The following is a 20,465-nucleotide window of genomic DNA, read 5'->3' on the forward strand; positions in this document are numbered from 1 at the left end:
TCCCGCAACCGGCCCGCCGTCCGGCTCACGAGGAGAGCTTGCGCATCAGCCGCACCCCCTGCGCCGCCGTCAGATGCGGCAGGTACGCCTTGCCGATCGCCCGGGTGATGCTGGCCAGCGCGGCCGGGTCGGGATAGGCCATGTACATCGGCCGGTACTCCGGCTGGAACTTCGCCTTGAAGGCGAGCAGTGAACGGAAGCCGTACACCGGTTCCAGCACCCCGCCCATCCAGTCCAGCATCCGCTGCAGCGCGGTGGGCGGCTCCCCCCGGTTGGCGCGGGCCAGCGGGGCCCCGGAGAGGCTGAGGAAACGGGCGCCCTCCTCCTTGAAGCCGAGCGCGGCGGAGGCGATCAGGAACTCCATCACGCCCCGGAAGGGTTGATAGGCGGCTCCGCCGCGGGCCTCGGCCCGGCGGCGCATGAAGTCCAGGGTCCAGCCGACCGTCTCGCCGTTCTCGTACACCGGCATCCAGCTGGTGAGCCCGTGCACGGTGCGGTCGCCGTCCACCGCGATCAGCAACCGCACCTCCGGGTCGGCCAGCTCCGCCAGCCCACCGAGGGTGAACCCCATCTCGGGCAGGCCCTTGTCACAGACCCACTCCTCGGAGATCGAACGTATCTGGTCGGTGATGGCGAGCGGCGCGTCCTGGTAGCGCCACCACTCGGCGGTGATGCCCTGCTTGGCCGCCTTGTTGAGCGAGGTGCGCACGTCCTGCCACTTCTTGCCGGTGAAGGCCAGCCCGGGCAGCGGCACCACGGTGTCCTCGGCGACCTGGAGCGAGCGCCAGCCCAGTTCCTCGGCGGCCGCCGCGGTCTCGGGGGTGACGCTGTAGAAGCAGGGCGTCCAGCCCCTGGTGTCGCAGTACCTGGCGAACCCGGCCACCGCGCGCCGCCGGGCCTCCGGCTCGCCGAACGGGTCGCCGGTGGTGAGCGCCACCGTCGCGATCACCCGGTACGGGACGGCGGCCGTACCGTCCCGGTCGAACCAGTAGTGGTTGCCCTCCCAGGTGGCTATGTAGGAGAGCGTCGAGCCGCCGTACCGGGTGAGCAGCTCCCGGGCGCGCACCGCGTCCGCCGCGTCCGCGTGCACCACCGGGCGGCGGAAGGCCAGCAGCAGCGAGGTCAGCGCGACCGTCCAGAACAGCAGCCCGCAGTAGATCTCCAGGGTCTGCGCCGTGTCGCCGGCCGCGATCGGGGAGCCGGGCAGCAGCTCGCCGTACGCGGGCGGCAGCAGCTCGGCGAGCAGGCCCGCCGCCAGCTTCCCCAGGGTCGCGGTCGGCTCGTACTCCTTCCTGACCAGCCAGCCGAGCCCGATGTACGCACCGCCGCTGAGCAGCAGCGCCCCGCCGATCACTCCGGCCAGCCGGCGCAGGTCCCGGCGCGGCAGCTGCTGGTCGAAGCGCCGCCGGGTGGCCAGCAGCAGCGCCAGCATCAGCACCGGCAGCAGCACCGCCTCGCCGATCAGCTCGTACAGGTCGGCCACGCCGTCGATGACCCGGAAGTCGTCGTAGTTGAGGGCCAGCAGCCGGCCGAGCACCCCGATCCACAGCAGCTCGGTCACCGCGGTGATCCACCAGGCCACCCGCAGGCCCCGGCGGAGCCCCTCGGCGAGCACCACCAGCAGGACCGGGACCAGGGCCGCCATCAGCCTGCCCGGGGAGCCGAAGAAGCGCTGCATCGCATGCGCGCGGGCGCAGTCGGCGGCGGCCTCCTGGCAGGCGGCGACCACGTCCCGGCCGGTGGTGGCGTGCGAGAAGTACAGGTCGCCGAGGGTGTTGAACGGACCGATGGCGTCCTGGTAGAGCGAGGCGACCAGCGGCCCGAGCGCGGTGGCGACCAGACAGAGCGCGACCAGCACCCGGGTCTCGGTGCGGGAGACCCGCTGCGCCCGGCCGGGCAGCCGGCGGTGCATCAGCACGCCGAGTCCGAAGCCGACCAGCACCCCGGCCATCCGCTGCACACCCTGCAGGTTCCCGACGTAGAGCATCATCACCAGCGGGACGAGCACCAGCACCAGCCGCAGCCGCCGGCGCCAGAGCACGGTGAGCCGGTGCGCGAGCACGGCGGCGACCGCGACCAGTCCGGTCATCGGTCCGATCGCCAGCTGGTCCTGGATGTCCAGGGTCCAGCCGATGTCGGCGCCCATGCCCAGACGGACGGCGCCGGTGCCCAGCAGCGCGCCGAGCACCTGCCCGGCCAGCAGCACGGCGGCGGTCACCGCCGTGCCGAGCCGCTGCTCGGCGGCGGGCCCGATCACCAGCAGGATCACGCTGGTCGCCACGTACGCGCCGATGCCCGAGCACCACAGCAGCGAGCCCGCCAGCGCCCACCAGTGGCCGTCGTTCAGGCTGGCCAGGCCCACCCCGACATGGCCGAGCAGCCACTCGGACGGACCCCGGCCGACACTGCCGGTGGCCCAGCCGACGGCCCACATCACGACCAGCAGCGCGACGGTGAGCGGCGCGGTCCGCAGCCGGGCGACGGCCGCGCCGAGCACCCGCAGCCGGCGCCGCCCGTCCGGCTCGGCCTCGGGCGTCCTCGGGACGGATTCGAGGGCGGCGGCGCTCATCGGATCAGTCCCATCTGCTGGGCGAGCCAGGGGAGGTTGTGGACCAGCCCGCCCTGGAAGGCCTTCCAGTCGTGGCCGCCGGGCATGGCGGTGAAGGTGGCCCTCATCCCGGCCTCGACGGCGGCGGCGTAGACCCGGCGCTGCTGCGGCCCGTACTTCCGGTCGCCCTCGCCGACCACGAAGGCGCCGGCGGTCTCGGGGAACTTCCTGCGGGCCATCAGATGCATCGGGTCGACCGCGTCGAACGCGGCCTCGTCACCGCCGAAGGTCGCCTTGACGGTCTTGCCGTGGCTGCCGAGCGTCGGCTCCTGCTGGCCGGAGATGTCCAGGAAGGTGCCGTAGACCTGCGGTGCGTTGACGGCGAGCTGGAGCGCGCAGGTCCCGCCGAGGGACATCCCGCCGATCGCGAGGGAGCCGCGGCCGGTGGCGGTCTGCAGGTGGGTGTGGATCCAGTCGGGGACGTCCTCGGCGAGGTAGGTCTGCGACTTGGCGATCCTGGAGTCCATGCACAGCGGGTTGCCCCAGGCCGAGCCGATCTGGTCGATGACCAGCACGATCGGCGCCAGCCCGTCGTGCCCGGCGGCGAAGTCGTCCAGCAGTTCGGCGAGCCGGCCGGAGTTGACCCAGTCGGCGGGTGTGCCCGGCTGACCGGCCATCAGCACCAGGACGGGCAGCAGGGGCCTGGGCTCGGCCTGGTAGGCGGGCGGCAGGTAGACGTAGGCGTCGCGGGCTTTGAAGCCGGACTTCGCGCCGGGGACCGGCGCGCTCGAGACGGTGCCCTTGGCGGGCAGCCCCTCGGGCCGCCGCCAGACCTCGGCCAGCGCTCTGCCCGACGGGGCGGCGACGGTGTCGGACGAGCTGGCGACGGTCAGCGGGTGGGCCCGGCCGAACCAGGAGTCCAGCAGCACCCGGCCGCTCGGGTACTGCTCGAAGAACCCGTTGACCTGGTCGGAGGACATCAGCAGCACCAGCACCGCGGCAAGCACCACACCGAACCGGCCGCGCCGGCGCCCGGGGCCGGGCGGGAGCAGCCGCGCCACCGCGAGGGCCAGCGCGAGGAGGCCGACGCCGATCCAGGCGGTCACCTGGATCGGCAGCTCCTCCGGGAAGGGCTGCCACCAGTCGTCCACGGCTATCTGCAGCAGTACGGTGAGCACCGCCGCCGCCACCACGGCACCCGGTAGGCGCCGCCGCCACCAGCGCCGGCCACCCGGCACCCCGAGACCCAGCAGGGCGGCGATGCCGACCGTCATGACGGCGAACAGGACCGCACCGTGGGTCAGTGGCCAGTCGAGCGGGTTCGGCGCCGCCAGCGGCCGGCTGCTCATCGTGCTCCTCGCATGGTCGAGTCGGCTGACACGGGATCAGCCGACATGGGATCGGACGACGTTCGGTGACACGGCCGGCGGCCGCCGCCGGGACAACTAGGACAGGCTACGGACCAGGTGCGCGAACACAACGACATTTGCGTCGTACCCGGTGCCCGCGGTGAATCCCCCGCCGCAGGTGATCAGCCTCAGCTGCGAGTCCTGGGCGGGGCCGTAGACCTTCTCGTCCGGGAAGTCGTCCTTGGGGTAGACCTCGACGGCGTCCACGAGGAAGAAGGCGGTGCCCCGGTCCGCGCCGGTGATCTCCACCTGGTCGCCCCGGTGCAGGGTGCCGAGGTTGTAGAAGACGGCGGGCCCCCGGCTGGTGTCGACGTGCCCGGCCACGATCGCCGTCCCGCGCTGACCGGGTGTGACACCGTCGCGGTACCAGCCCGTCAGATTCGACTCACCGGCCGGTGGCGCCTGCAGGCGGCCGGCGGCGTCCAGGCCGAGGCTGGTGACGGGGGCGTCCACCCCGATCGACGGGATCCTGACCCTGGTCGGGACGGCCCGGGGGCGGGGCGGGACGAGCATCGCGGGCGAAGTGGCGCTGCCGAAGCCCTGGGAGAGGCCGGGCAGCGGGGGCAGGTGGAGGCCGTTGCCGCCGTGGATCATCCAGGCGCCGAGCACCAGCACGGCACTCGTCGCCAGCGTCCCCGGCCACGGGCTCTTGCCCGGCTGCGCGCCCACTCCTCACCTCACCCCTTCGTCGGTCCGCTGTCCCAAGTCAAACGCCCTGGTCGGCGCGTGACATCCGCAACGGGTCGGAATCCGGGCCCGCCGTTCGACCGGGTTCCGGGTGATGAATGCAGGTCAGCGTGCTGACTTACGGTCAGTCGAAGCGCCGGGAACGCCCTGCGCCGAACGGGCGAGCGACTCCCGTCCCTCGCCGGCCGAGCGGCGCAGCCGGGGCCGGGTCAAGAACCCCTCTGCCAGCGCGTTGGCCAGCGCGATGGCGGGCAGTTCGGACGACTTCTCGTACAGCAGGAAGCGCGGTTCCCAGACGGGCTGGTACTTGGCGTTGGCGCGGTAGAGCGACTCCAGCTGCCACCAGCGGGAGAGGAAGCGCAGCACGGCGCGGAAGAACCGCAGCACCGGGCCCGCGCCGATCCGGGCGCCGTACTCGAAGACGTACCGGAACATCGCGAAGTTCAGCGAGACCCGGGTGACGGGCAGCTCGCCCGCCGCCGCGCGGGTCAGCAGCTCGGCGACCATGAACTCCACCAGCCCGTTGTCGGCCTCCCGGTCACGGCGCATCAGGTCCAGCGAGAGGCCGTGCGCGCCCCACGGGACGAAGCTGAGCAGGGCGTTGGTGCGGTCGTGCTCGTCCCGGCACTCGATCAGCAGGCAGTCGCCGTCGGCCGGGTCGGCGAGGCGGCCGAGCGCCATCGAGAAGCCGCGCTCGCTCCGACCGTGCCGCCAGGCGTCGGCGAGCCTGGCGAGCGCCGTGAGCTCCTCGGCCGGGATGTCCCGGTGGCGGCGGATGACGGCCCGGTAGCCGGCCCTGGCCACCCGCTGGTGGGTCTGCCGGAGCGTGCGCATCGAGCGGCCGGCCAGGGTGAAGCCCTCCACCTCGACCACCGCCTCGTCGCCGAACTCCAGTGCCCGCAGGCCCGCCTCCCGCCGGTAGACGATCCCCGCCTGCTCGCCGGCGCCGGTCACCGCGGGCACCCAGGCGTGGTCGCGGACCTCCTCGCGCCAGCGGGCGATCGCCTGCGGCCAGGCCTCCGGGTCGCCGACCGGATCGCCGGAGGCCAGCGCGACGCCGTTGACCACCCGGTAGAGCACGGCCGCCTTGCCCGAGGGCGACCAGCAGACCGACTTGTCCCGGCGCAGTGCGAAGTAGCCGAGCGAGTCCCGGCCGCCGTGCCGCTCCAGCAGGGCGCGCAGCCGCCGCTCGTCCTCGGGCTCCAGGTGCACCCGGCTGCGCGGCGAGCGGAAGAAGACCCGGATGGTGAGCAGCAGCAGTGCCGCGCCGAGGACGTTGACGGTCAGCGCGACCCAGCCGGGCACGTCGAGGTCGGAGTACTCGACGAGCCCGGACAGGGTGACCAGCCGGAGCAGTACGTAGACCGCGCTGTCGCCCCAGCCGGGTGCCGCCCCGGCGTGGCCGACCCGTACCAGGGCGGCGCCGATCGCGGTGACCGCGGCCCCGCCGACCAGTAGCACCGCGAGCCCGAACACGGTGTTGCCCCGCTCGCCGCGCACCCGGCAGGCGGGCCGGCCGAGCAGCAGGGCGGCCAGTACGGCGGCGGTGAGGGTGGCCGAGCCCCAGTTGAAGGGGTGCGAGCGGTCCTCGGGGGCGAGGGCCAGGGCGAGCGCGATCAGCGCCGCGTACCCGGCGACCACGGTGGTCGCGACGATCCACGCGGCCCGCTTGCGGCGGCGCAGCATCAGCGCGAGCAGCCCGGCGAACAGCGCGGCGGTGAACCCTGCGGTCATCAGCACCGGGGTGAAGAACTCGCCGGTGTTGGCCCGGTGCACCCGGTTGCGGAACGGCGCGATGAGCCCGGTCACCAGGTTGAGCAGGGCGGCGATCCGCAGGTACCACTCGGCGAACGCGACGCAGCGCCCGCGCCAGGCGGGCACCGGTCCCGGCACGTACGGGACGGCGGGCTCCGCCACCGGCGCGGCGGCCTCCGCCAGCGGCGGTTCGACCGGCGGAGCAGCGACCACGTCGGGCGCGCCGGCCAGCACGTTGTAGAAGGAGAGCTTGACCGCCTCCAGGCGCTGGTGGATCCGGGCGTCGCGGCGCTCGGCCCGCGCCATCCGCTTGGGCCGCGAGCGGTACCGCCAGCGGGCCCACGGGCTGCGCGGCCTGGCCAGCCGGACGGCCCCGACCAGGGCCAGCGGCCAGACCATCACCCCGAGCAGGCCGGTGAAGATCTTGCCCTTGAACAGGCTGACCACCACCACCAGCAGCACCAGTGCGGCCAGCGCCAGCTGGCCGAGCGTCAGGTGTCCGGAGAAGCCGCCCAGCGGCAGCGCGCCGAACAGCAGCAGCCCGATCATCGCCACCGCGATGATCACCGCGTCCACCGACTTGCGGCCCTGTTCGCTCCAGTAGACGTCCTCCAGGTGCAGCACCAGGGCGAACTCGTCCAGCACCAGGCCGCAGCCGATCCCAAAGCCGGTCGCCATCACCTCGCGCAGCACCCCGCCGTCGCCCCGGACGGTGAAGGCGCCGACCCCGCAGACCAGCATAAGCGCCTGGCCGAACACCACGTGGTGGATGTGCAGCCCGCCCGGGGTGACGTTGCCCGGCCACCAGCTGGTGCCGCGCCGGATCATCCGGACGCTGAAGCGGATGAACAGGAACGAGCCGATCAGCCCGAGCAGCAGCAGGAAGAGCGGCTGGCGACCGGCCTCGACGATCCGTTCCCGGTAAGCGCCGAGTACCGACTGCCACATGACGGGCGCACCTCCGGGTGTGCTGGACGCGGGCCACCGCGCTCCGGCGGCCCTGCGGTTTCGCGGGCCACCGATCCTATGGGCCGCCGCGGCCGGGCCCGCCCCGGCACCCCTGGCCGCAGCCGCGGCCGACCGCTGGTCCGGCCGCTGGTCCGGCCGGGTGAGCCGAGGACGTCTTCGAGGCAATGGCCGAACGGCCCGGCGTGCGGATGGTGCCGTTCCGTCAGCTGGCGCACTGGCTGGGGGCGCAGGATCCGGCGGTGCTGCGCAAGCCGCAGTCGCTCGGCCCGGGCGAGGCGCCGGCCGACGGCTGGGAGACCTTCCTCGGCGTCCCCCGGGCGGTCCCCGTCCCGGGCTCCTGACGCCACGTACCCGGGGCCGGCTCGCGCCAGGGTGCGCCCCGCCTGCTCAGGCCCTGGCCCGTACCCGGCCCGAGACCAGCGCGCCGAACAGCGCCACCCCGGTCATCACCAGGAAGATCACCGCGAACGCCGAGGCCGGTACCGGCGAGTCCTGGGCCGCCGCCACCGAGCCGCCGCCCAGGCCGGCGAAGAGCACCCCGGACAGGCCGATCAGCAGGACGTTGCCCAGCGCGTCGCTCATCTGCAGCGAGGCCGAGTTGGCACCGGCCTCCTCGGGAGCGGACAGCTTCATCATCAGCACGCTGACGCTCGCCACCGTCAGGCCCATGCCCAGCCCGCCGACGGCCCAGGCCGCGGCCGCCGCCCAGGTCGGGACGGCCGGTACCAGCACCAGCGCCGCACTCGCGATCGCCACGGCCGTCAGCACGAAGCCGAGCCGGATCATCGCCTCCCGGTACCGCTGGACGCCCGGCCGACCCTGCAGCCACGAACCCAGCGCCCAGGAGAGCCCGCCGCTGGTCAGGGTCAGCCCGGCCATCGTCGGGCTCAGCCCCCGCTGGGTCACCATCATCAGCGGGATGAAGGCCTCCGCCGCGAAGAACGCCCCCGCCGCCACCCCGCGCAGCAGGATCACCGTCGGCAGTCCGCGCGCCGCCCGCAGCGTGCCCGCGGGCAGCAGCCGCAGCACGGCCGGCAGCAGCAGCCCCGCCCCCGCCAGGGCGGGGACCAGCGCCGGCAGGTCCAGCCGCTGGCCCGCGTACTGCAGCAGGCCCGCCCCGAGCGCGGCCATCGCCGCGAGCGCCGAACGTCGCCGGTCGAACTCCGGGCCCGGCGCCGTCTCCAGCTCGCGCTGCGCCCGCTCACTGCGCCGCAGCGCCGGTCCCATCACCACCAGCGGCAGCAGGATCAGCACCGGCACGGCGAGGAACACCCAGCGCCAGCCCAGCTGCTGGGTCACCGCCCCGGAGACCGCCGGGCCGAGGATGGAGGGCAGCACCCAGGCCGCCGAGAACGCCGCGAACACCGAGGGCCGCAGCCGCTCGGGAAACGCCCGTCCGACCACCACGTACAGCGCGACGATCACCAGCCCGCCGCCGAGCCCCTGGATCGCCCGGCCCGCGACGAACAGCCACATGTTGGCCGCCGTGCCCGCCACCACCAGGCCGGCCCCGAACACCGCGATCCCGGAGAACAGCGGCCCCATCGGCCCCCGGCGGTCGCACCACTGACCGGACACCACCAGCGCGAACAGCGTGCTGGTGAAGTAGCCGGAGAAGGCGAAGGCGTACAGGCCGAGGCCGTCGAGCTGACGGGCCGCCACCGGCATCGCGGTGTTCACCGCCGTCGCCTCGAAGGCCAGCAGCAGCACGACCGAGACGATCCCCAGGGTCAGTGCCCGGTACGGGCCGCTGAGCACGCCTCCGGTGTCCGATTCGGCTGTCGGGGTGGGTATGGACGAGGACGCGGAGGTGGTGGGGGCCGTGGTCATGCCCATCATCGTAAGTGCCTATCACCCGATTTACTCCTGACCTGCGGTCCCGAGTCCCTCCCCCGTCGACCCTAGGACCCACCGCCGGTCATCGGGCCTGCTACCGACCCTGAGAGCCACTGCCGGCGCAGGCGTCAGTGCAGGACCTTCAGCCCGACCACACCACCGAGAATCAGCACCAGACAGCTCACCCGGGCCGTCGTCACCGCGTCCCCCATGACCGCCATCCCGTACAGCGCCGTACCGACCGCGCCGATCCCCACCCACACCGCGTACCCCGTCCCGAGCGGGATGCTCCGCATCGCGTACGCCAGTCCGCCCATGCTCAGCGCCAGCCCCAGCGCGAACACCAGGCCCGGCACCGGCCGCGAGAACCCCCTGGACGCCTCCAGCGCCACCGCCCACACCGTTTCCAGCACACCGGCGACGATCAGTACCACCCAGGCCATGACCGGACTCTCCTCCGCAGTAGTGGACGGCCGAGCCTGGCCTGGCTCTGCCGCGATTACTGCGCCGTCTTGTCATACCGGGTACGACGCGCCTCGTCCGGGGCGATCAACTCACCTGCCCCCGACGGTAGCACGCGACGAAACACAGAATTCATATTCGGATATTGACGCCCGCCGCCCCGCTGCTCATAAAATGAATTCACCGACGGGCGCTCCGATCGATTCGGAGGCCACCGGCGACACCGCGCGGCGCGAGAGGAGCAGGCCATGAACAGGAGGACGGCGACCACCCGGACGCCCCGCCCCTGCGCCGCTCCCGACTGCTGTCGCCTCGGCCGCCGTTGTCACCTCGGCCGCTGTCGCCTCGGCCGTCAGGCCTGAGCGTTCGCCGCTCCTCCCCTGCTCTGCGGCTGCGGAGTCCGCTCCGCCGCTGTTCACGGCCGTGTGCCCGAGTGGCTTAGGGAACCGCCTGCAAAGCGGTTTACACGGGTTCGATCCCCGTCATGGCCTCCTTTCCGAATTGCCGACCGGAATTTCATGCCGGTCGGCCGTTCGGCATTTCCCCTTCCCCGCGCAAAGGTTTTCTCGCTCCATCTCGGACAGCGGCCCGCATCGATTCCTCGCCTCTCGCCGGAAACGCCCGTGGGGCGTTCCCCCGACTGGAGAACGCCCCACGGTTCGGCCCTACGGACGACGGCTACTCGATGACCGGCGGGTTGGCCGCTCCTCCGGTACGCCAGGTGTCCTCGTCCTCGACGAGGTAGTCCGGGCGGTTGCCGTTCTTGCCCTTCTTCTTGTTGGCCGCCGCACTGCCGGGACCCCCGTGGGCTCCGGCCGCGCCCTGCTGGCCGTTGGCACGCGCCTTGCCCAGGCCCGAACCGCCCTCGGTGAAGCTCCGGCCGCTCGCGCTACCCGAACGGGCGCCGCCCACCGTACCGCCGGCCCGACGGACCAGACCCGGGCCGCTCTTGCCGCCGCCCGCGCCCTTGCCGCCGGCACCGCCGGCACCGCCGGCGTGCGCTCCGCCCATACCGGGCATGCCGGGACGGCCCTGGGTCCCGCCGGCACCACCGGCCGCACCCCCTGCGCCCGAGCCGCCGGCGCCGCCGGCCGCACCGCGGCCCGCGCCCGACCCGGCACCCAGACCGCCGGCCGTACCGCCACCGGCACGGCCACCACCGGTCGGGATGGTCCCGAGACTTCCGCCGCCGAGACTGCCCGGCAGACCGCCGGTGTAACCACCACCGCCGCCTCCGCCACCACCGGGCAGGCCACCGCCGGGCAGACCGCCACCCGGCAGGCCACCGCCGGGCAGACCGCCACCCGGCAGACCGCCACCGTTACCCGGAGGCACGGTAGATGTGGGCGGAAGCGAGTCGATCCCGGTGCTCGGCGGCAGGTTCGGCGGCAGGTTCGGAATGCCCGGCTGGGTCGGCAGACCAGGCCCCGGCCCACCCGGGTGCCCAGGCCCACCCGGGTGCCCAGGGGACGGCGGAGCGGGGATGTTCGGGTCCGGCAGAGTGGGCATACCCGGGTCGTGCGCACCTGGGCCACCGCCCGGCCCCGTCCAACCGGGACCACCCGGACCGCCGGGGTTCGGCGAGTGCGGGTTCGGGAGGGTGGGCATGGGCTCGGGGGCTACGCCTACGGGGGCGGGGTTGGAGGGTGGCTTCGGGATACCCCCCTCGCCGCCCTCGCGGCCATCCTTTTCGTCCCCCAGCCACTGGGCCGCCTGGTTGTAGTTCTTACCCACGTACTCCATGACGACGATCGCGTTCTGATGCGCGACCTCGCCTGCCGACAGTTGGTCAGCGTGCTTCTGGAGGGCAGTAGAGCGCGGCATGCCACTCTTGAGATCAGCCTTGAACCCTGCGTCAGAGCGGTCTCCGAGGTCGTTGAGGAGTTTCACGCCCCTTTCCAGCGCGCTGGGCTCGTGGAGCCCCTTCATGCTCGCGGCAGCCGTCTCAAGCGCTGTACCGGCGAAGCTCATCGCATTGGAGGTGTTGCTGGCGTGAGCCGCCGTAGTCGTCAACCTGGTCTGGATGTCATTGGCCCGGCTCACGAAACCCTGCGAGGCCGAGCCCTCCCAGTTCTGAGTCGCATGCTGTACCGCCTGCTGCAGGTCGGCGGCTGCGCTGCTGAGCTCCGCCTCCACGCTCTTCCAGTGGTCGCTGACCTCCCTGAGCCGCCCCGCATTGGAGATCTCAAGCATGTGCTTGAGGTTCCTGAAGCTGAAGCAATCGAAGTCAGTCTTGGGTCCGTTGTCCGCAGCCATCAGTGCCCCTCCTGCTGCTTCTGCATGTCCGCAGCGTGCTGCGCCTCGACGTTGCGGTACCCGTCATGCACCGCCTTCGCCTTGTCCCCGAAGTCGTTGATCAAGGACTCCAGGTCAGCGGTCATCTGTGCCAGAGATTGCTGCATCCGGTCATGCGCCGTGTAGAGGCTCTGAGCCTCGAGAAAGTCTCCACCGTAGTCTGAGCGTGCGATGACGGTGTTGTACTTGGACTTGTTCGCGGTCTGGCCGAGGTTCTGCTGGAGGTCCCGCAATCGCTTGACCACCGCCTCCAACTCATCGGTGTTGACACGGAATCCGTCGGACATACGCCTCTCTCCCCCTGGAGTGTTGATGCTTCCCCGTCTGGCACTGGCTCCGGCGGGTGGTGATGGCGCCCTCGCGCTCGGGCTACAGGCCGATAGCTAGGGCGTTCGATGGTATCGCTTACCCAAAGGCTGCTGACACACCATCAGCGCTGCTCGCTCCCGCCTTGTCCATACGGGTTGCCCTGGTACGGCTGCTGGGAAGGATGGCCAGGCGGCGGCACCGGATTGCCGTAGGGCGACTGAGGCTGGTTCGGATACGGTGGCTGCGCCTGCTGCGACCAAGCAGGTGGAGTGCCGTACTGCTGAACACCAACGCCGTACTGCACCTGACCAGCCTGCGTCTGGCCGGACTTTCGCCTGCGGGACACCGCCACGATCACCGCGATCACCACAAGCAGAAGCACAACACCGCCACCGGCAGCGAAGATGATGGTAGAGGCCTTGGAGTGCGTCGCCGGCTCGACGGTCTGCGGCCCGGCCAATCCAGGACCCGTTGCGCCAGGGGACGACACATCGGACGCCTGACCGCCATCTCCCGCGCCATTGGCACCCGCAGGCTTGGCAAGCGGACCCTGTGCGGGACCGTCAGGGATGTCCTGAGTAAGCGCCTCATACGGCTGGATGATGCCGAAACCATAGTGCGGGTCGGGCAACTCGGCGCCCTGGAGCGACGGCGGGACATAGGCCGACTTCACCAGCCGATTAGCCACCTGACCGGCCGTCAGTTTAGGAAACTTGGCGCGAACCAAGGCAGCAGCAGCAGTCACGTAGGCGGTAGCACCGGAGGTGCCGTCGCCGATGCAATATTGACCGCCATCGCAGGTTCCAGCGCCGGCGACCCTCACGCCAGGCGCCGACAGCAGGACTTCTGGGCCGTAATTCGACTGCGACCAGATCGTACGATTCTTATCGGTCGCACCAACAGCAAGGATGCCAGGCACCTTCGCTGGATACTCAACAGGGGTGATGCCACTGTTGCCGGCTGCCGCCACGATCAGGACATCGTGCGCCGCGGCGTAGGCTACAGCTTCATCTGTCCCAGCCCCTTCGCTACTTCCGCCGATCGACATATTGATCACCTTGGCACCGTGATCCACGGCCCAGCGAATGTCCTCGGCCTCGGCGCTATTTCCAGTCGCAGTCCCCTTGTAGATCGACAGAAGCTTCACCCCCGGGGCCAAGCCGACCACGCCTTCCGAGTTCCCGCTACCATGGCCGTGACCGGCAATCATGCTGGCCATATTGGTTCCATGGTCATTGGTTGGATGGGTCGCGAGCCCCTTACCGCTCGGATCGTAGCTATCCACGATCTGACCGGTCAGGTCCGGATGGCTGCCGTCCACACCGCTGTCGATGAGTGCAACCTTGACACCATCGCCCCTGCTGACCGACCAGACCTTCGCCAGGTCAAACTCCTGGTTCGCCCACTGCGCATCGCGGACATAGTCCGCACTAGCAACAGGCGCGCCCGCCAGAAGAAGGCCACCGGCCAGTGTCGTGGCGCCGAGTGCGCGCATGGTCCTGCTGAGCGTCATCGCTTCCCCGTCACCCCGTCAGTAGACATCCGATGCCCGCCTGCACGGCGTGAGTACAAGCAGACGGCAGCTCGATCGTATCGCCCGACTTGCCGACTCGGGCAGGGCCCCGCGCCTCTGCGCCGCTTCTGCACGCCGAAGTTGGTACCGCCGGACCGTCCGACAGCCGACGGTGTCGACACGTCACATGCCCGCGCAACGGGGCGATCCAGCTTCAACATGCCTAATTGACCCCGGAATGCGAAGGATTAGGGATGCGTCCCGCCCTGTCCGTAGTACGGGTTTCCCTGGTGCGACTGCTGGGGCGGGTAGCCCGTTGGCGGGGCCTGGCTTCCGTACGGCGGCTGCACCTGCTGCGGCCAGACAGGTAGGGCGCCGCACTGTTGCTGGGCAACGTACGGCGCCTGACCTGCCAGATTCTGAACGGAGTTCCGGCGACGGGACACCGTCGCGATCACCACGATCAGCGCGATCAGGAACACGATGCCGCCGCCAGCAGCCGCAAGGACAATGACGGCCTTGGAGTGCGAGGAAGAGTCGGCAGCCAGCGCCCGCCCAGTGGATCCAGGATTCGTCACACCGGGGGACGCCGCACCAGCAGCCTGACCACCGCTGCCCGCGTCCTCGGCACCAACAGGCTTGGCCAGCGGACCCTGCGCCGGGCCTTCGGGGATGTCCTGGGTGAGCGCCTCATACGGGCGGACGATGCCGTAACCATAGTGCTGATCTGGCGACTTGACGCCCTGCAGCGACGATGGGACATACGCCGACTTCACCAGCCGGTTGGCCACCTGGCCAGCCGTCAGCTTCGGAAACTTGGCCCGGACCAGCGCAGCGGCTGCGGACACGTAGGCGGTCGCATCAGAGGTTCCGTCCCCGATGCAGTACTGATTGCCGTTACATGAGCCGGTGCTGACGATACGGACACCCGGGGCGGTAAGCATCACTTCCGGACCATGGTTCGACATGTCCCACGCGGTGTTGTTCTTGTCCACTGCGCCGACCGCCAGCACGCCCGGTTGATTCGCCGGCGCGGCCACTGGCCCACCTTCGTTGCCGGCTGCCACGACGAGCAGGACATCCTTCTCGGCAGCATAGGCAATTGCATCCGCTAGCTTGGGGTCTCTGTACTCAGCGCCACCCAGCGAGAGGTTGACCACCCTGGCCTGATGGTCCACTGCCCACTTGATGTCTTCGGGGACGGCATCAATGCCCCGCACCCTCGCCTGGTAGATGGGAAGGATCTTGGCGCCCGGCGCCAGGCCGACCGCCCCTTCTCCATCGCCGTGACCGTGCGCAGCGATCAGACCGGCCATCTGGGTCCCGTGGGGGGCCGTGGGATGAGCGTTGAGCCCCTTGCCACTCGGGTCGTAACCATCCAACACCTGGCCGGTCAGGTCCGGGTGGCTCGCGTCCACGCCGCTGTCGACGAGCGCGACGACAACCCCGTCACCCTTGCTGACCGACCAGACCTTCTGCAGGTCGAACTCCTGGTTGGCCCACTGCCCGTCGCGGACGTAGTCCGCGCTCGCAACCGGCGCCCCTACCAGAAGACCCCCCCCCCGGCCACCGTCACGGCCCCCAGTGCGCGCACAGCCCTACTGAGCGTCACCGCTCCCCGTCCCCCGTCGGCAGAACACCCGTGCCGTCCGCACGGCCGGCAGATCACCGGCGCAGGCAGACAGCCGATCGATCGTATCCAGAGCCCGACGAACCGACGCGGGCAGGCCCCGTCGGCACCCGGCGTCAGCCGTCCCGCGCGGGCCCGCCCCGTCAGCCGACGATCGCGTCCTCCGGCAGGATCGGCAGCCGGCCGACCGGCAGTCCGGTGGCCGCCCGAACTGCCGCGGCCACGGCGGCCGGTGCGACCACGGCCGGCACCGCGCTGACCGCCTTGGCGCCGAAGGTGGCGACGACGTCGCGTTCTTCGAGCAGTGCGGCGATCCGGACGTCGGGGGTGTCCAGGGCCGTCGGGAGGCGGTAGCCGGTGAGGGATGCGTTGAGGATGCGGCCGTTCTCGGTGCGGAGGTTCTCCAGCAGGGCGAGGCCGACGCCGTGGGCGACGGCGGCTTCGATGCGGTCCTCGATCTGGCGCGGGTTCAGGGCGCGGCCCACGTCCTGGGCGACCGTCACGTCGACGACCCGGACCGCGCCCAGTTCGATGTCGACGTCCACCACGGCCCGCATGGCGCAGAAGGCGATGGAGACGAAGGCGTCGCCCTGGCCCGACTCGTTGAGCGGTTCGGTCGGGTGGGGGCGGCACTGGGCGGTGGCCCAGAGCTCCTTGCCCTCCAGGGCCTCGCCGACGGGCATGCCCAGGACGCCGTCGTAGGAGGTGATCTTGCCGTCGGCGATCGTGAGCAGTTCGACCGACATGCCGAAGTTGGCGGCGATCGGCTGGAGCAGTTGGTGGCGCACCATCAGGGCGGCCCGCTCCACCGCGCCGCCGGAGACCCAGGTGTGCCGGCCGCGCGCGGACGGTCCGGCGACCGACTGGTCGCTGTCGACCGGGGCGACGTAGACCTCGGAGACGCCCAGCACCGACTGCACGATCTGCCGGGCCAGGGTGGCGAAGCCCTGACCGACGTCGACCGCCGCGCAGATCACGGTCGCGTGGTTGCCGCTGACCCGGACGGTGGCGGTGGAGACCTCGTCCTCGCCCTCGGCGCCGAGCATGTGCACCATGCCGACCGCGTAGCCGATGCCGCGCCGGATGGCGGCCGGATCGCCCGCGCCGCCGGGACCGCCGGGGAGCAGCCACTCGGCCTCGGGGTCGTCCAGGGGCAGGGCGGGCAGCGGGGACTCGGCGATGGCGTCGAGCAGGGAGGCGACCGGGGCCGGGCAGGTGACGGCCTGTCCGGTGGGCATCGGGTCGCCGGTGGCCATGGCGTTGCGGCGGCGGATCTCCAGCGGGTCGATGCCCAGTTGCACGGCGAGCTGGTCGAGCTGGGACTCGTACGCGAAGCAGGTCTGCAGGGCGCCCTCGCCGCGCATCCGGCCGGCCGGCGGGTTGTTGGTGCGTACCGCCCAGGCGTCCACGAGGACGTTGGGGCAGACGTACGGGCCGACCGAGAAGGCCGCGGCGGCGGCCAGCGCCTCGGCGGAGACGTCGGCGTACGCGCCGCCGTCCAGCAGGATCTGCGCCTCGACCTTGACCAGCTTGCCTTCGGCGTCCGCGTGGTGGCGGTAGCGCAGCAGCGCCGGGTGGCGGCTGGTGTGGGCGTGGAAGGACTCCTCGCGGGTGAGGACCATCTTCACCGGCCGGCCGGTGCGCAGCGCGAGCAGTGCCAGGGTGACCTGGAAGGAGAGGTCCTCGCGGTCGCTGGTGGCGCCGGGGACACCGGTGACCACCAGGCGGACCCGGTCGGGTTCGATGCCCAGGCACGCGGCGGTGCGGTCGCGGTCGCCGTGCGGGTCGGTGGAGGAGAGGTGGAGTTCGACGCCGCCGTCGGGCCGGGGTACGGCGAGTCCCGCCTCGGAGCCGAGCGGGGCCGGGTCCTGCCGGCCGACCTGGTAGAGGCCCTCGACGACGACCTCGCCGACGGCCTCCGGGTCGCCGGTGCGCAGCGGAATGTGCCGGAAGAGGTTGCCGTCCGGGTGCAGCGGCGGGACGTTGAAGGACTGCTCGGGGTCGCTGACCGCTTCCAGCAGCTCGTACTCGACCACGATCGAGGCGGCGGCGAGCCGCGCGGTGTCGGGGTGGTCGGCGGCGACGGCGGCAACCGGCTCGCCGTGGTGGCGGACCACGCCGCAGGCGAGGATCGGCCGGTCGGCGGTGACCGGTCCGGACGGTGCGCCGTCGGGGGTGCCCTCGGGGCCCGGTGGCAGGTCGGCGGCGGTGACCACGGCGTGCACGCCGGGGAGGGCGAGCGCGGGGGCGGTGTCGACGGCGACGATCCGCGCGTGCGGGTGCGGCGAGCGCAGCACGGCGCCCCAGAGCAGTCCCTCGGCCCACAGGTCGGCGGCGTAGGGGTAGATGCCGAGCGCCTTGGGGAGCGCGTCGGTGCGCAGGGCGGGGCTGCCGAGGCCGAAGGGCTCGGCGTCCTTCGGCTCCTCGGTGGCGACCGCGGACAGGTCGGTCGGCGAGGAGATGTCGGTCGGCGAACTCATGCGTGGTCGTCCTCGCGGATGCCGTGGGCGGGGGTGCTGCCGTCGTAGCCCTCGTAGACGGGGGCGCCTTCCGCGAAGGGGGTGCCGTGCGCGGGAGCCGGGACGTACGGGGTGCCGTGGGCGGGCGCGTTCTCGTAGAGCGGGCCGTCCATCGCCGTGCCGTGGGCCGGGGCGGCCTCGTAGTGGCTCTGGCCGTAGGCGGTGTCGTACGACGCGTCGTAGGGGGCCTGGTACGAGGGCTGGGCCTCGTAACCGGGGTCGTACGGCGTGCCGTGCGCCGGGGTGGCGGTGTAGCCGGGGTACGGCTCGTAGACGCCGGTCTGGTGGGTGGTCGTGGTGCCGTAGTCGATGCCGGTCCCGCTGCCGACGGTGGTGGGCTCGACGGGGTACTGCACCTCGGCCTCCACCCAGGGATCGGCCTCCACCCAGGGATCGGCCTCCACCCAGGGGTCAGCCTCCACCCAGGCCTCGGCGTCGGCGTAGACCGGCAGCTCCCCGGTCTGCGCGGGCAGGTCGGCGACGGGCTGGGCGATCCCGGGCTGGAATCCCGGCTGGGCGATCCCCGACTGGGCAATCGCCGACTGGGCGGGGTCGGGCTGGACGGGCATCGGCTGCGTCGACGTCACCTGGGCGAGCCCGCCGTCCGCGCCCGGGACCTCGACCGGGACTGACTCGGCGGGCAGCTCGGTGGCGGCCCCTTCCGGCTCGGCGGCCACCGACGCCTCGGACGGGGCAGCGGCCTCCTCCTCGGCGACTTCCTCCTCGGCACCGCGCGCATCGGCGACCGCCTGCACGGCGGCGAGGACACCCCGGTAGCCGGTGCAGCGGCAGAGGTTGCCGCAGAGCGCCTGGCGGGCCTCGATCTCGCTGGGCCGGTGGTTGCGCTGCAGCAGGTCGTGCACGGCCATGGCCAGGCCCGGGGTGCAGTAGCCGCACTGGACGGCGCCCGAGTCGGCGAGCGCCTGCTGTACGTCGCTGGCGGCGCCGCCCGCCGAGAGGCCCTCCACCGTGGCGATCTCGCTGTCGGAGGCCAACGCGGCGGGCACCAGGCAGCCGGCCACCAGCTGACCGTCCACCAGCACCGAGCAGGCACCGCACTCGCCCTGCTCGCAGCCGTCCTTGGCCCCGGCCAGACCGAGGCGCTCACGCAGCACGTAGAGCAGGCTCTCGCCGATCCAGGCGTCGGTGACGGGCCGTTCGAAGCCGTTGACGCGCAGGGTGTACGAGGCGCAGGGCCGGCCGTTGCCGCCGTACTCCATCGCACCGAGACCGAGCGGGTCCGCGCCGAGCGGGTCGACACCCAGCGGAGCACCGGTCGGCACACCGCCGCCCAGCGGGTCGGCGCCCAGCGGATCGAGCGCGGCGGCAACCGTCGCGCCGGTGTCCAGCGGGTCGGCCCCGGCCGCACCGGCCGCCGTGGAGTCGGGTCCGACCGAGCCGGAGTCGATCGGGTCTGTCGTCGTCACTTCAGCGCCCTTCCCAGTGCCCGTCGGGCCAGCACCGATACGGTACGCCGCAGCCGTACGGCCACCGCGCCCGCCCCCTCCGGGCCGGCGACCAGCGCACCGTCGGGGATGCAGGCCGCGGCCACGTACTCGCCGAAGGCGGCGGCCGCCGCCGGGTCGATCGGGACCACGCCCTCCGCACCCCTGGCGTCCCAGTCGATGCAGCCGGCGACCCAGGCCTCGGCCTCCAGCGGCCGCAGCGGCACGGGGGCGACGGCGCCGACCGCGCAGCGCACGGCGCGCCGGGCGGGGTCGAGGACCAGGGCGACTGAGGCGGCGGCGCGGGCGGGGCCGCTGCGGTTGGTGGCCTTGAGGAAGACCTGCGGGGCGTGCAGCAGCGGGACCCGGACCCAGGTGAGCAGTTCGCCGGGGCGCAGCGGATCGAGTCCGGTGAGCAGGTGGCTGATCGGGACCTCGCGGGTGCCGCCCGCGCCGGCCAGGGTGGCGGTCGCCTCCAGCACGGTGAGGACGGGGAGGGTGTCGCCGGCGGACGCGGCGGTGGCGATGTTGCCGCCGAGCGTGCCCACGTTGCGGACCTGCGGAGGTCCTGCGGTACGGGCGGCGTCGGCGAGGGCCGGGATGAGCGCGGCGAAGTCGGGCCGGTCCATCCGGGCGTGGGTGAGGCCGGCGCCCAGGACCGCGGTGCCGCCGTCCTCGTAGCGCCAGCCGCGCAGCTCGGTGATCCGACCGAGGCCGACCAGCGCGGCCGGGCGGAGCCGTCCGGCGTTGACCGCCTCCATCAGGTCGGTGGCCCCGGCCACCGGCACCGCGCCGGGGGTGACTGCGAGCGCCTCCACGGCCTCGTCGACCGAGGCCGGCAGCATGATCGTCCGGTTCACCAGGATTCCACCGTGCTCCACTTGCTCGTCAAACTGCCTGACCCTCCCCCGGATCTTCTCCGGACGGGAGAAGCACCCAGCGGCCTCCGGCCGGGGTCTCAGCCCCATCGGCAGTGCGGCCTGGCCCGTAGGGTACGGGCGATGGGTGCGGCTTGGGCAACTCTGGCACACAAAGCGTGGTGATCATTTCCCGGCCGGCGCGGGCAAGCCGGCCGATTCCCGGACGAA

14 protein-coding genes, 1 tRNA gene and 1 riboswitch are annotated in these 20,465 nt (G+C 72.2%); of the genes, 2 read left to right on the plus strand and 13 right to left on the minus strand.

Annotated features, from left to right (window positions below):
• Positions 1 to 25: 25 nt before the first annotated feature.
• The 4 genes from ABD369_RS12085 to ABD369_RS12100 form a co-directional block, all read right to left on the minus strand.
• Entirely contained in the window at positions 26 to 2,569 is a 2,544-nt protein-coding gene (locus ABD369_RS12085; RefSeq protein WP_344636321.1) for a phosphatidylglycerol lysyltransferase domain-containing protein, read from the minus strand.
• Entirely contained in the window at positions 2,566 to 3,897 is a 1,332-nt protein-coding gene (locus tag ABD369_RS12090; RefSeq protein WP_344636322.1) for an alpha/beta hydrolase, read from the minus strand. Before ABD369_RS12090 ends, ABD369_RS12085 begins: the two co-directional genes overlap by 4 nt.
• Positions 3,898 to 3,993: 96 nt before the next feature.
• Positions 3,994 to 4,626, minus strand: coding sequence for a class F sortase (locus ABD369_RS12095; protein ID WP_344636323.1), 633 nt, complete (start codon positions 4,624 to 4,626; stop codon positions 3,994 to 3,996).
• 123 nt (positions 4,627 to 4,749) lie between these two features.
• On the minus strand, positions 4,750 to 7,347 hold the full coding sequence (locus ABD369_RS12100; RefSeq protein WP_344636324.1) for a phosphatidylglycerol lysyltransferase domain-containing protein: 2,598 nt from the start codon (positions 7,345 to 7,347) through the stop codon (positions 4,750 to 4,752).
• 185 nt (positions 7,348 to 7,532) lie between these two features.
• Here ABD369_RS12100 and ABD369_RS12105 point away from each other — a divergent pair, with 185 nt between their 5' ends.
• Positions 7,533 to 7,709 carry a hypothetical protein gene (locus tag ABD369_RS12105; RefSeq protein ID WP_344636325.1) on the plus strand — a complete coding sequence of 59 codons (177 nt, stop codon included), beginning with the start codon at positions 7,533 to 7,535 and terminating at the stop codon, positions 7,707 to 7,709.
• Between the two features lie 46 nt (positions 7,710 to 7,755).
• Here the strand turns inward: ABD369_RS12105 and ABD369_RS12110 are convergent, their stop codons facing one another.
• Positions 7,756 to 9,198, minus strand: a complete 1,443-nt coding sequence (locus ABD369_RS12110; RefSeq protein ID WP_344636326.1) for an MFS transporter — start codon at positions 9,196 to 9,198, stop codon at positions 7,756 to 7,758.
• Between the two features lie 134 nt (positions 9,199 to 9,332).
• Complete coding sequence (locus tag ABD369_RS12115) at positions 9,333 to 9,647, minus strand: DMT family transporter (protein ID WP_344636327.1); 315 nt, start codon at positions 9,645 to 9,647, stop codon at positions 9,333 to 9,335.
• A gap of 58 nt (positions 9,648 to 9,705) precedes the next feature.
• A riboswitch (guanidine-III (ykkC-III) riboswitch) is annotated at positions 9,706 to 9,768 on the minus strand.
• Between the two features lie 317 nt (positions 9,769 to 10,085).
• Between ABD369_RS12115 and ABD369_RS12120 the strand changes: the two genes are divergently transcribed.
• Positions 10,086 to 10,157 (plus strand) — tRNA-Cys (locus tag ABD369_RS12120).
• Positions 10,158 to 10,344: 187 nt separating this feature from the next.
• Here the strand turns inward: ABD369_RS12120 and ABD369_RS12125 are convergent.
• The 7 genes from ABD369_RS12125 to ABD369_RS12155 all read right to left on the minus strand — a co-directional run bounded on the left by ABD369_RS12125 (position 10,345) and on the right by ABD369_RS12155 (position 20,222).
• Positions 10,345 to 11,859 (minus strand): WXG100 family type VII secretion target, encoded by a 1,515-nt coding sequence (locus tag ABD369_RS12125; RefSeq protein WP_344636328.1) that lies wholly within the window; start codon positions 11,857 to 11,859, stop codon positions 10,345 to 10,347.
• 62 nt (positions 11,860 to 11,921) lie between these two features.
• Positions 11,922 to 12,248 carry a hypothetical protein gene (locus ABD369_RS12130; protein WP_344636329.1) on the minus strand — a complete coding sequence of 109 codons (327 nt, stop codon included), beginning with the start codon at positions 12,246 to 12,248 and terminating at the stop codon, positions 11,922 to 11,924.
• A 143-nt stretch (positions 12,249 to 12,391) separates the two neighbouring features.
• On the minus strand, positions 12,392 to 13,765 hold the full coding sequence (locus tag ABD369_RS12135) for a S8 family serine peptidase (RefSeq protein WP_344636330.1): 1,374 nt from the start codon (positions 13,763 to 13,765) through the stop codon (positions 12,392 to 12,394).
• A 266-nt stretch (positions 13,766 to 14,031) separates the two neighbouring features.
• Positions 14,032 to 15,333: a S8 family serine peptidase gene (locus ABD369_RS12140; protein ID WP_344636371.1), complete on the minus strand. Its 1,302-nt coding sequence runs from the start codon at positions 15,331 to 15,333 to the stop codon at positions 14,032 to 14,034.
• A 223-nt stretch (positions 15,334 to 15,556) separates the two neighbouring features.
• On the minus strand, positions 15,557 to 17,893 hold the full coding sequence (locus tag ABD369_RS12145) for a xanthine dehydrogenase family protein molybdopterin-binding subunit (RefSeq protein WP_344636331.1): 2,337 nt from the start codon (positions 17,891 to 17,893) through the stop codon (positions 15,557 to 15,559).
• The gene (locus tag ABD369_RS41100; protein ID WP_425557595.1) at positions 17,890 to 19,359 is read right to left on the minus strand and encodes a (2Fe-2S)-binding protein; all 1,470 of its coding nucleotides are present in this window, start codon (positions 19,357 to 19,359) and stop codon (positions 17,890 to 17,892) included. Before ABD369_RS41100 ends, ABD369_RS12145 begins: the two co-directional genes overlap by 4 nt.
• Complete coding sequence (locus ABD369_RS12155; RefSeq protein WP_344636372.1) at positions 19,356 to 20,222, minus strand: FAD binding domain-containing protein; 867 nt, start codon at positions 20,220 to 20,222, stop codon at positions 19,356 to 19,358. Before ABD369_RS12155 ends, ABD369_RS41100 begins: the two co-directional genes overlap by 4 nt.
• Positions 20,223 to 20,465: the final 243 nt, after the last annotated feature.

The organism is Kitasatospora cystarginea (assembly GCF_039533515.1).
In the GTDB taxonomy this organism is placed as follows: domain Bacteria; phylum Actinomycetota; class Actinomycetes; order Streptomycetales; family Streptomycetaceae; genus Kitasatospora; species Kitasatospora cystarginea.

Bases quoted from the DNA above. Each gene is read 5' to 3' on its own strand.
- ABD369_RS12085 (WP_344636321.1), bottom strand. From the start codon at position 2,569: ATGAGCGCCGCCGCCCTCGAATCCGTCCCGAGGACGCCCGAGGCCGAG.
- ABD369_RS12090 (WP_344636322.1), bottom strand. From the start codon at position 3,897: ATGAGCAGCCGGCCGCTGGCGGCGCCGAACCCGCTCGACTGGCCACTG.
- ABD369_RS12100 (WP_344636324.1), bottom strand. From the start codon at position 7,347: ATGTGGCAGTCGGTACTCGGCGCTTACCGGGAACGGATCGTCGAGGCC.
- ABD369_RS12105 (WP_344636325.1), top strand. From the start codon at position 7,533: ATGGCCGAACGGCCCGGCGTGCGGATGGTGCCGTTCCGTCAGCTGGCG.
- ABD369_RS12110 (WP_344636326.1), bottom strand. From the start codon at position 9,198: ATGACCACGGCCCCCACCACCTCCGCGTCCTCGTCCATACCCACCCCG.
- ABD369_RS12115 (WP_344636327.1), bottom strand. From the start codon at position 9,647: ATGGCCTGGGTGGTACTGATCGTCGCCGGTGTGCTGGAAACGGTGTGG.
- ABD369_RS12125 (WP_344636328.1), bottom strand. From the start codon at position 11,859: ATGCTTGAGATCTCCAATGCGGGGCGGCTCAGGGAGGTCAGCGACCAC.
- ABD369_RS12130 (WP_344636329.1), bottom strand. From the start codon at position 12,248: ATGTCCGACGGATTCCGTGTCAACACCGATGAGTTGGAGGCGGTGGTC.
- ABD369_RS12135 (WP_344636330.1), bottom strand. From the start codon at position 13,765: ATGCGCGCACTCGGCGCCACGACACTGGCCGGTGGCCTTCTTCTGGCG.
- ABD369_RS12145 (WP_344636331.1), bottom strand. From the start codon at position 17,893: ATGAGTTCGCCGACCGACATCTCCTCGCCGACCGACCTGTCCGCGGTC.
- ABD369_RS12155 (WP_344636372.1), bottom strand. From the start codon at position 20,222: ATGCTGCCGGCCTCGGTCGACGAGGCCGTGGAGGCGCTCGCAGTCACC.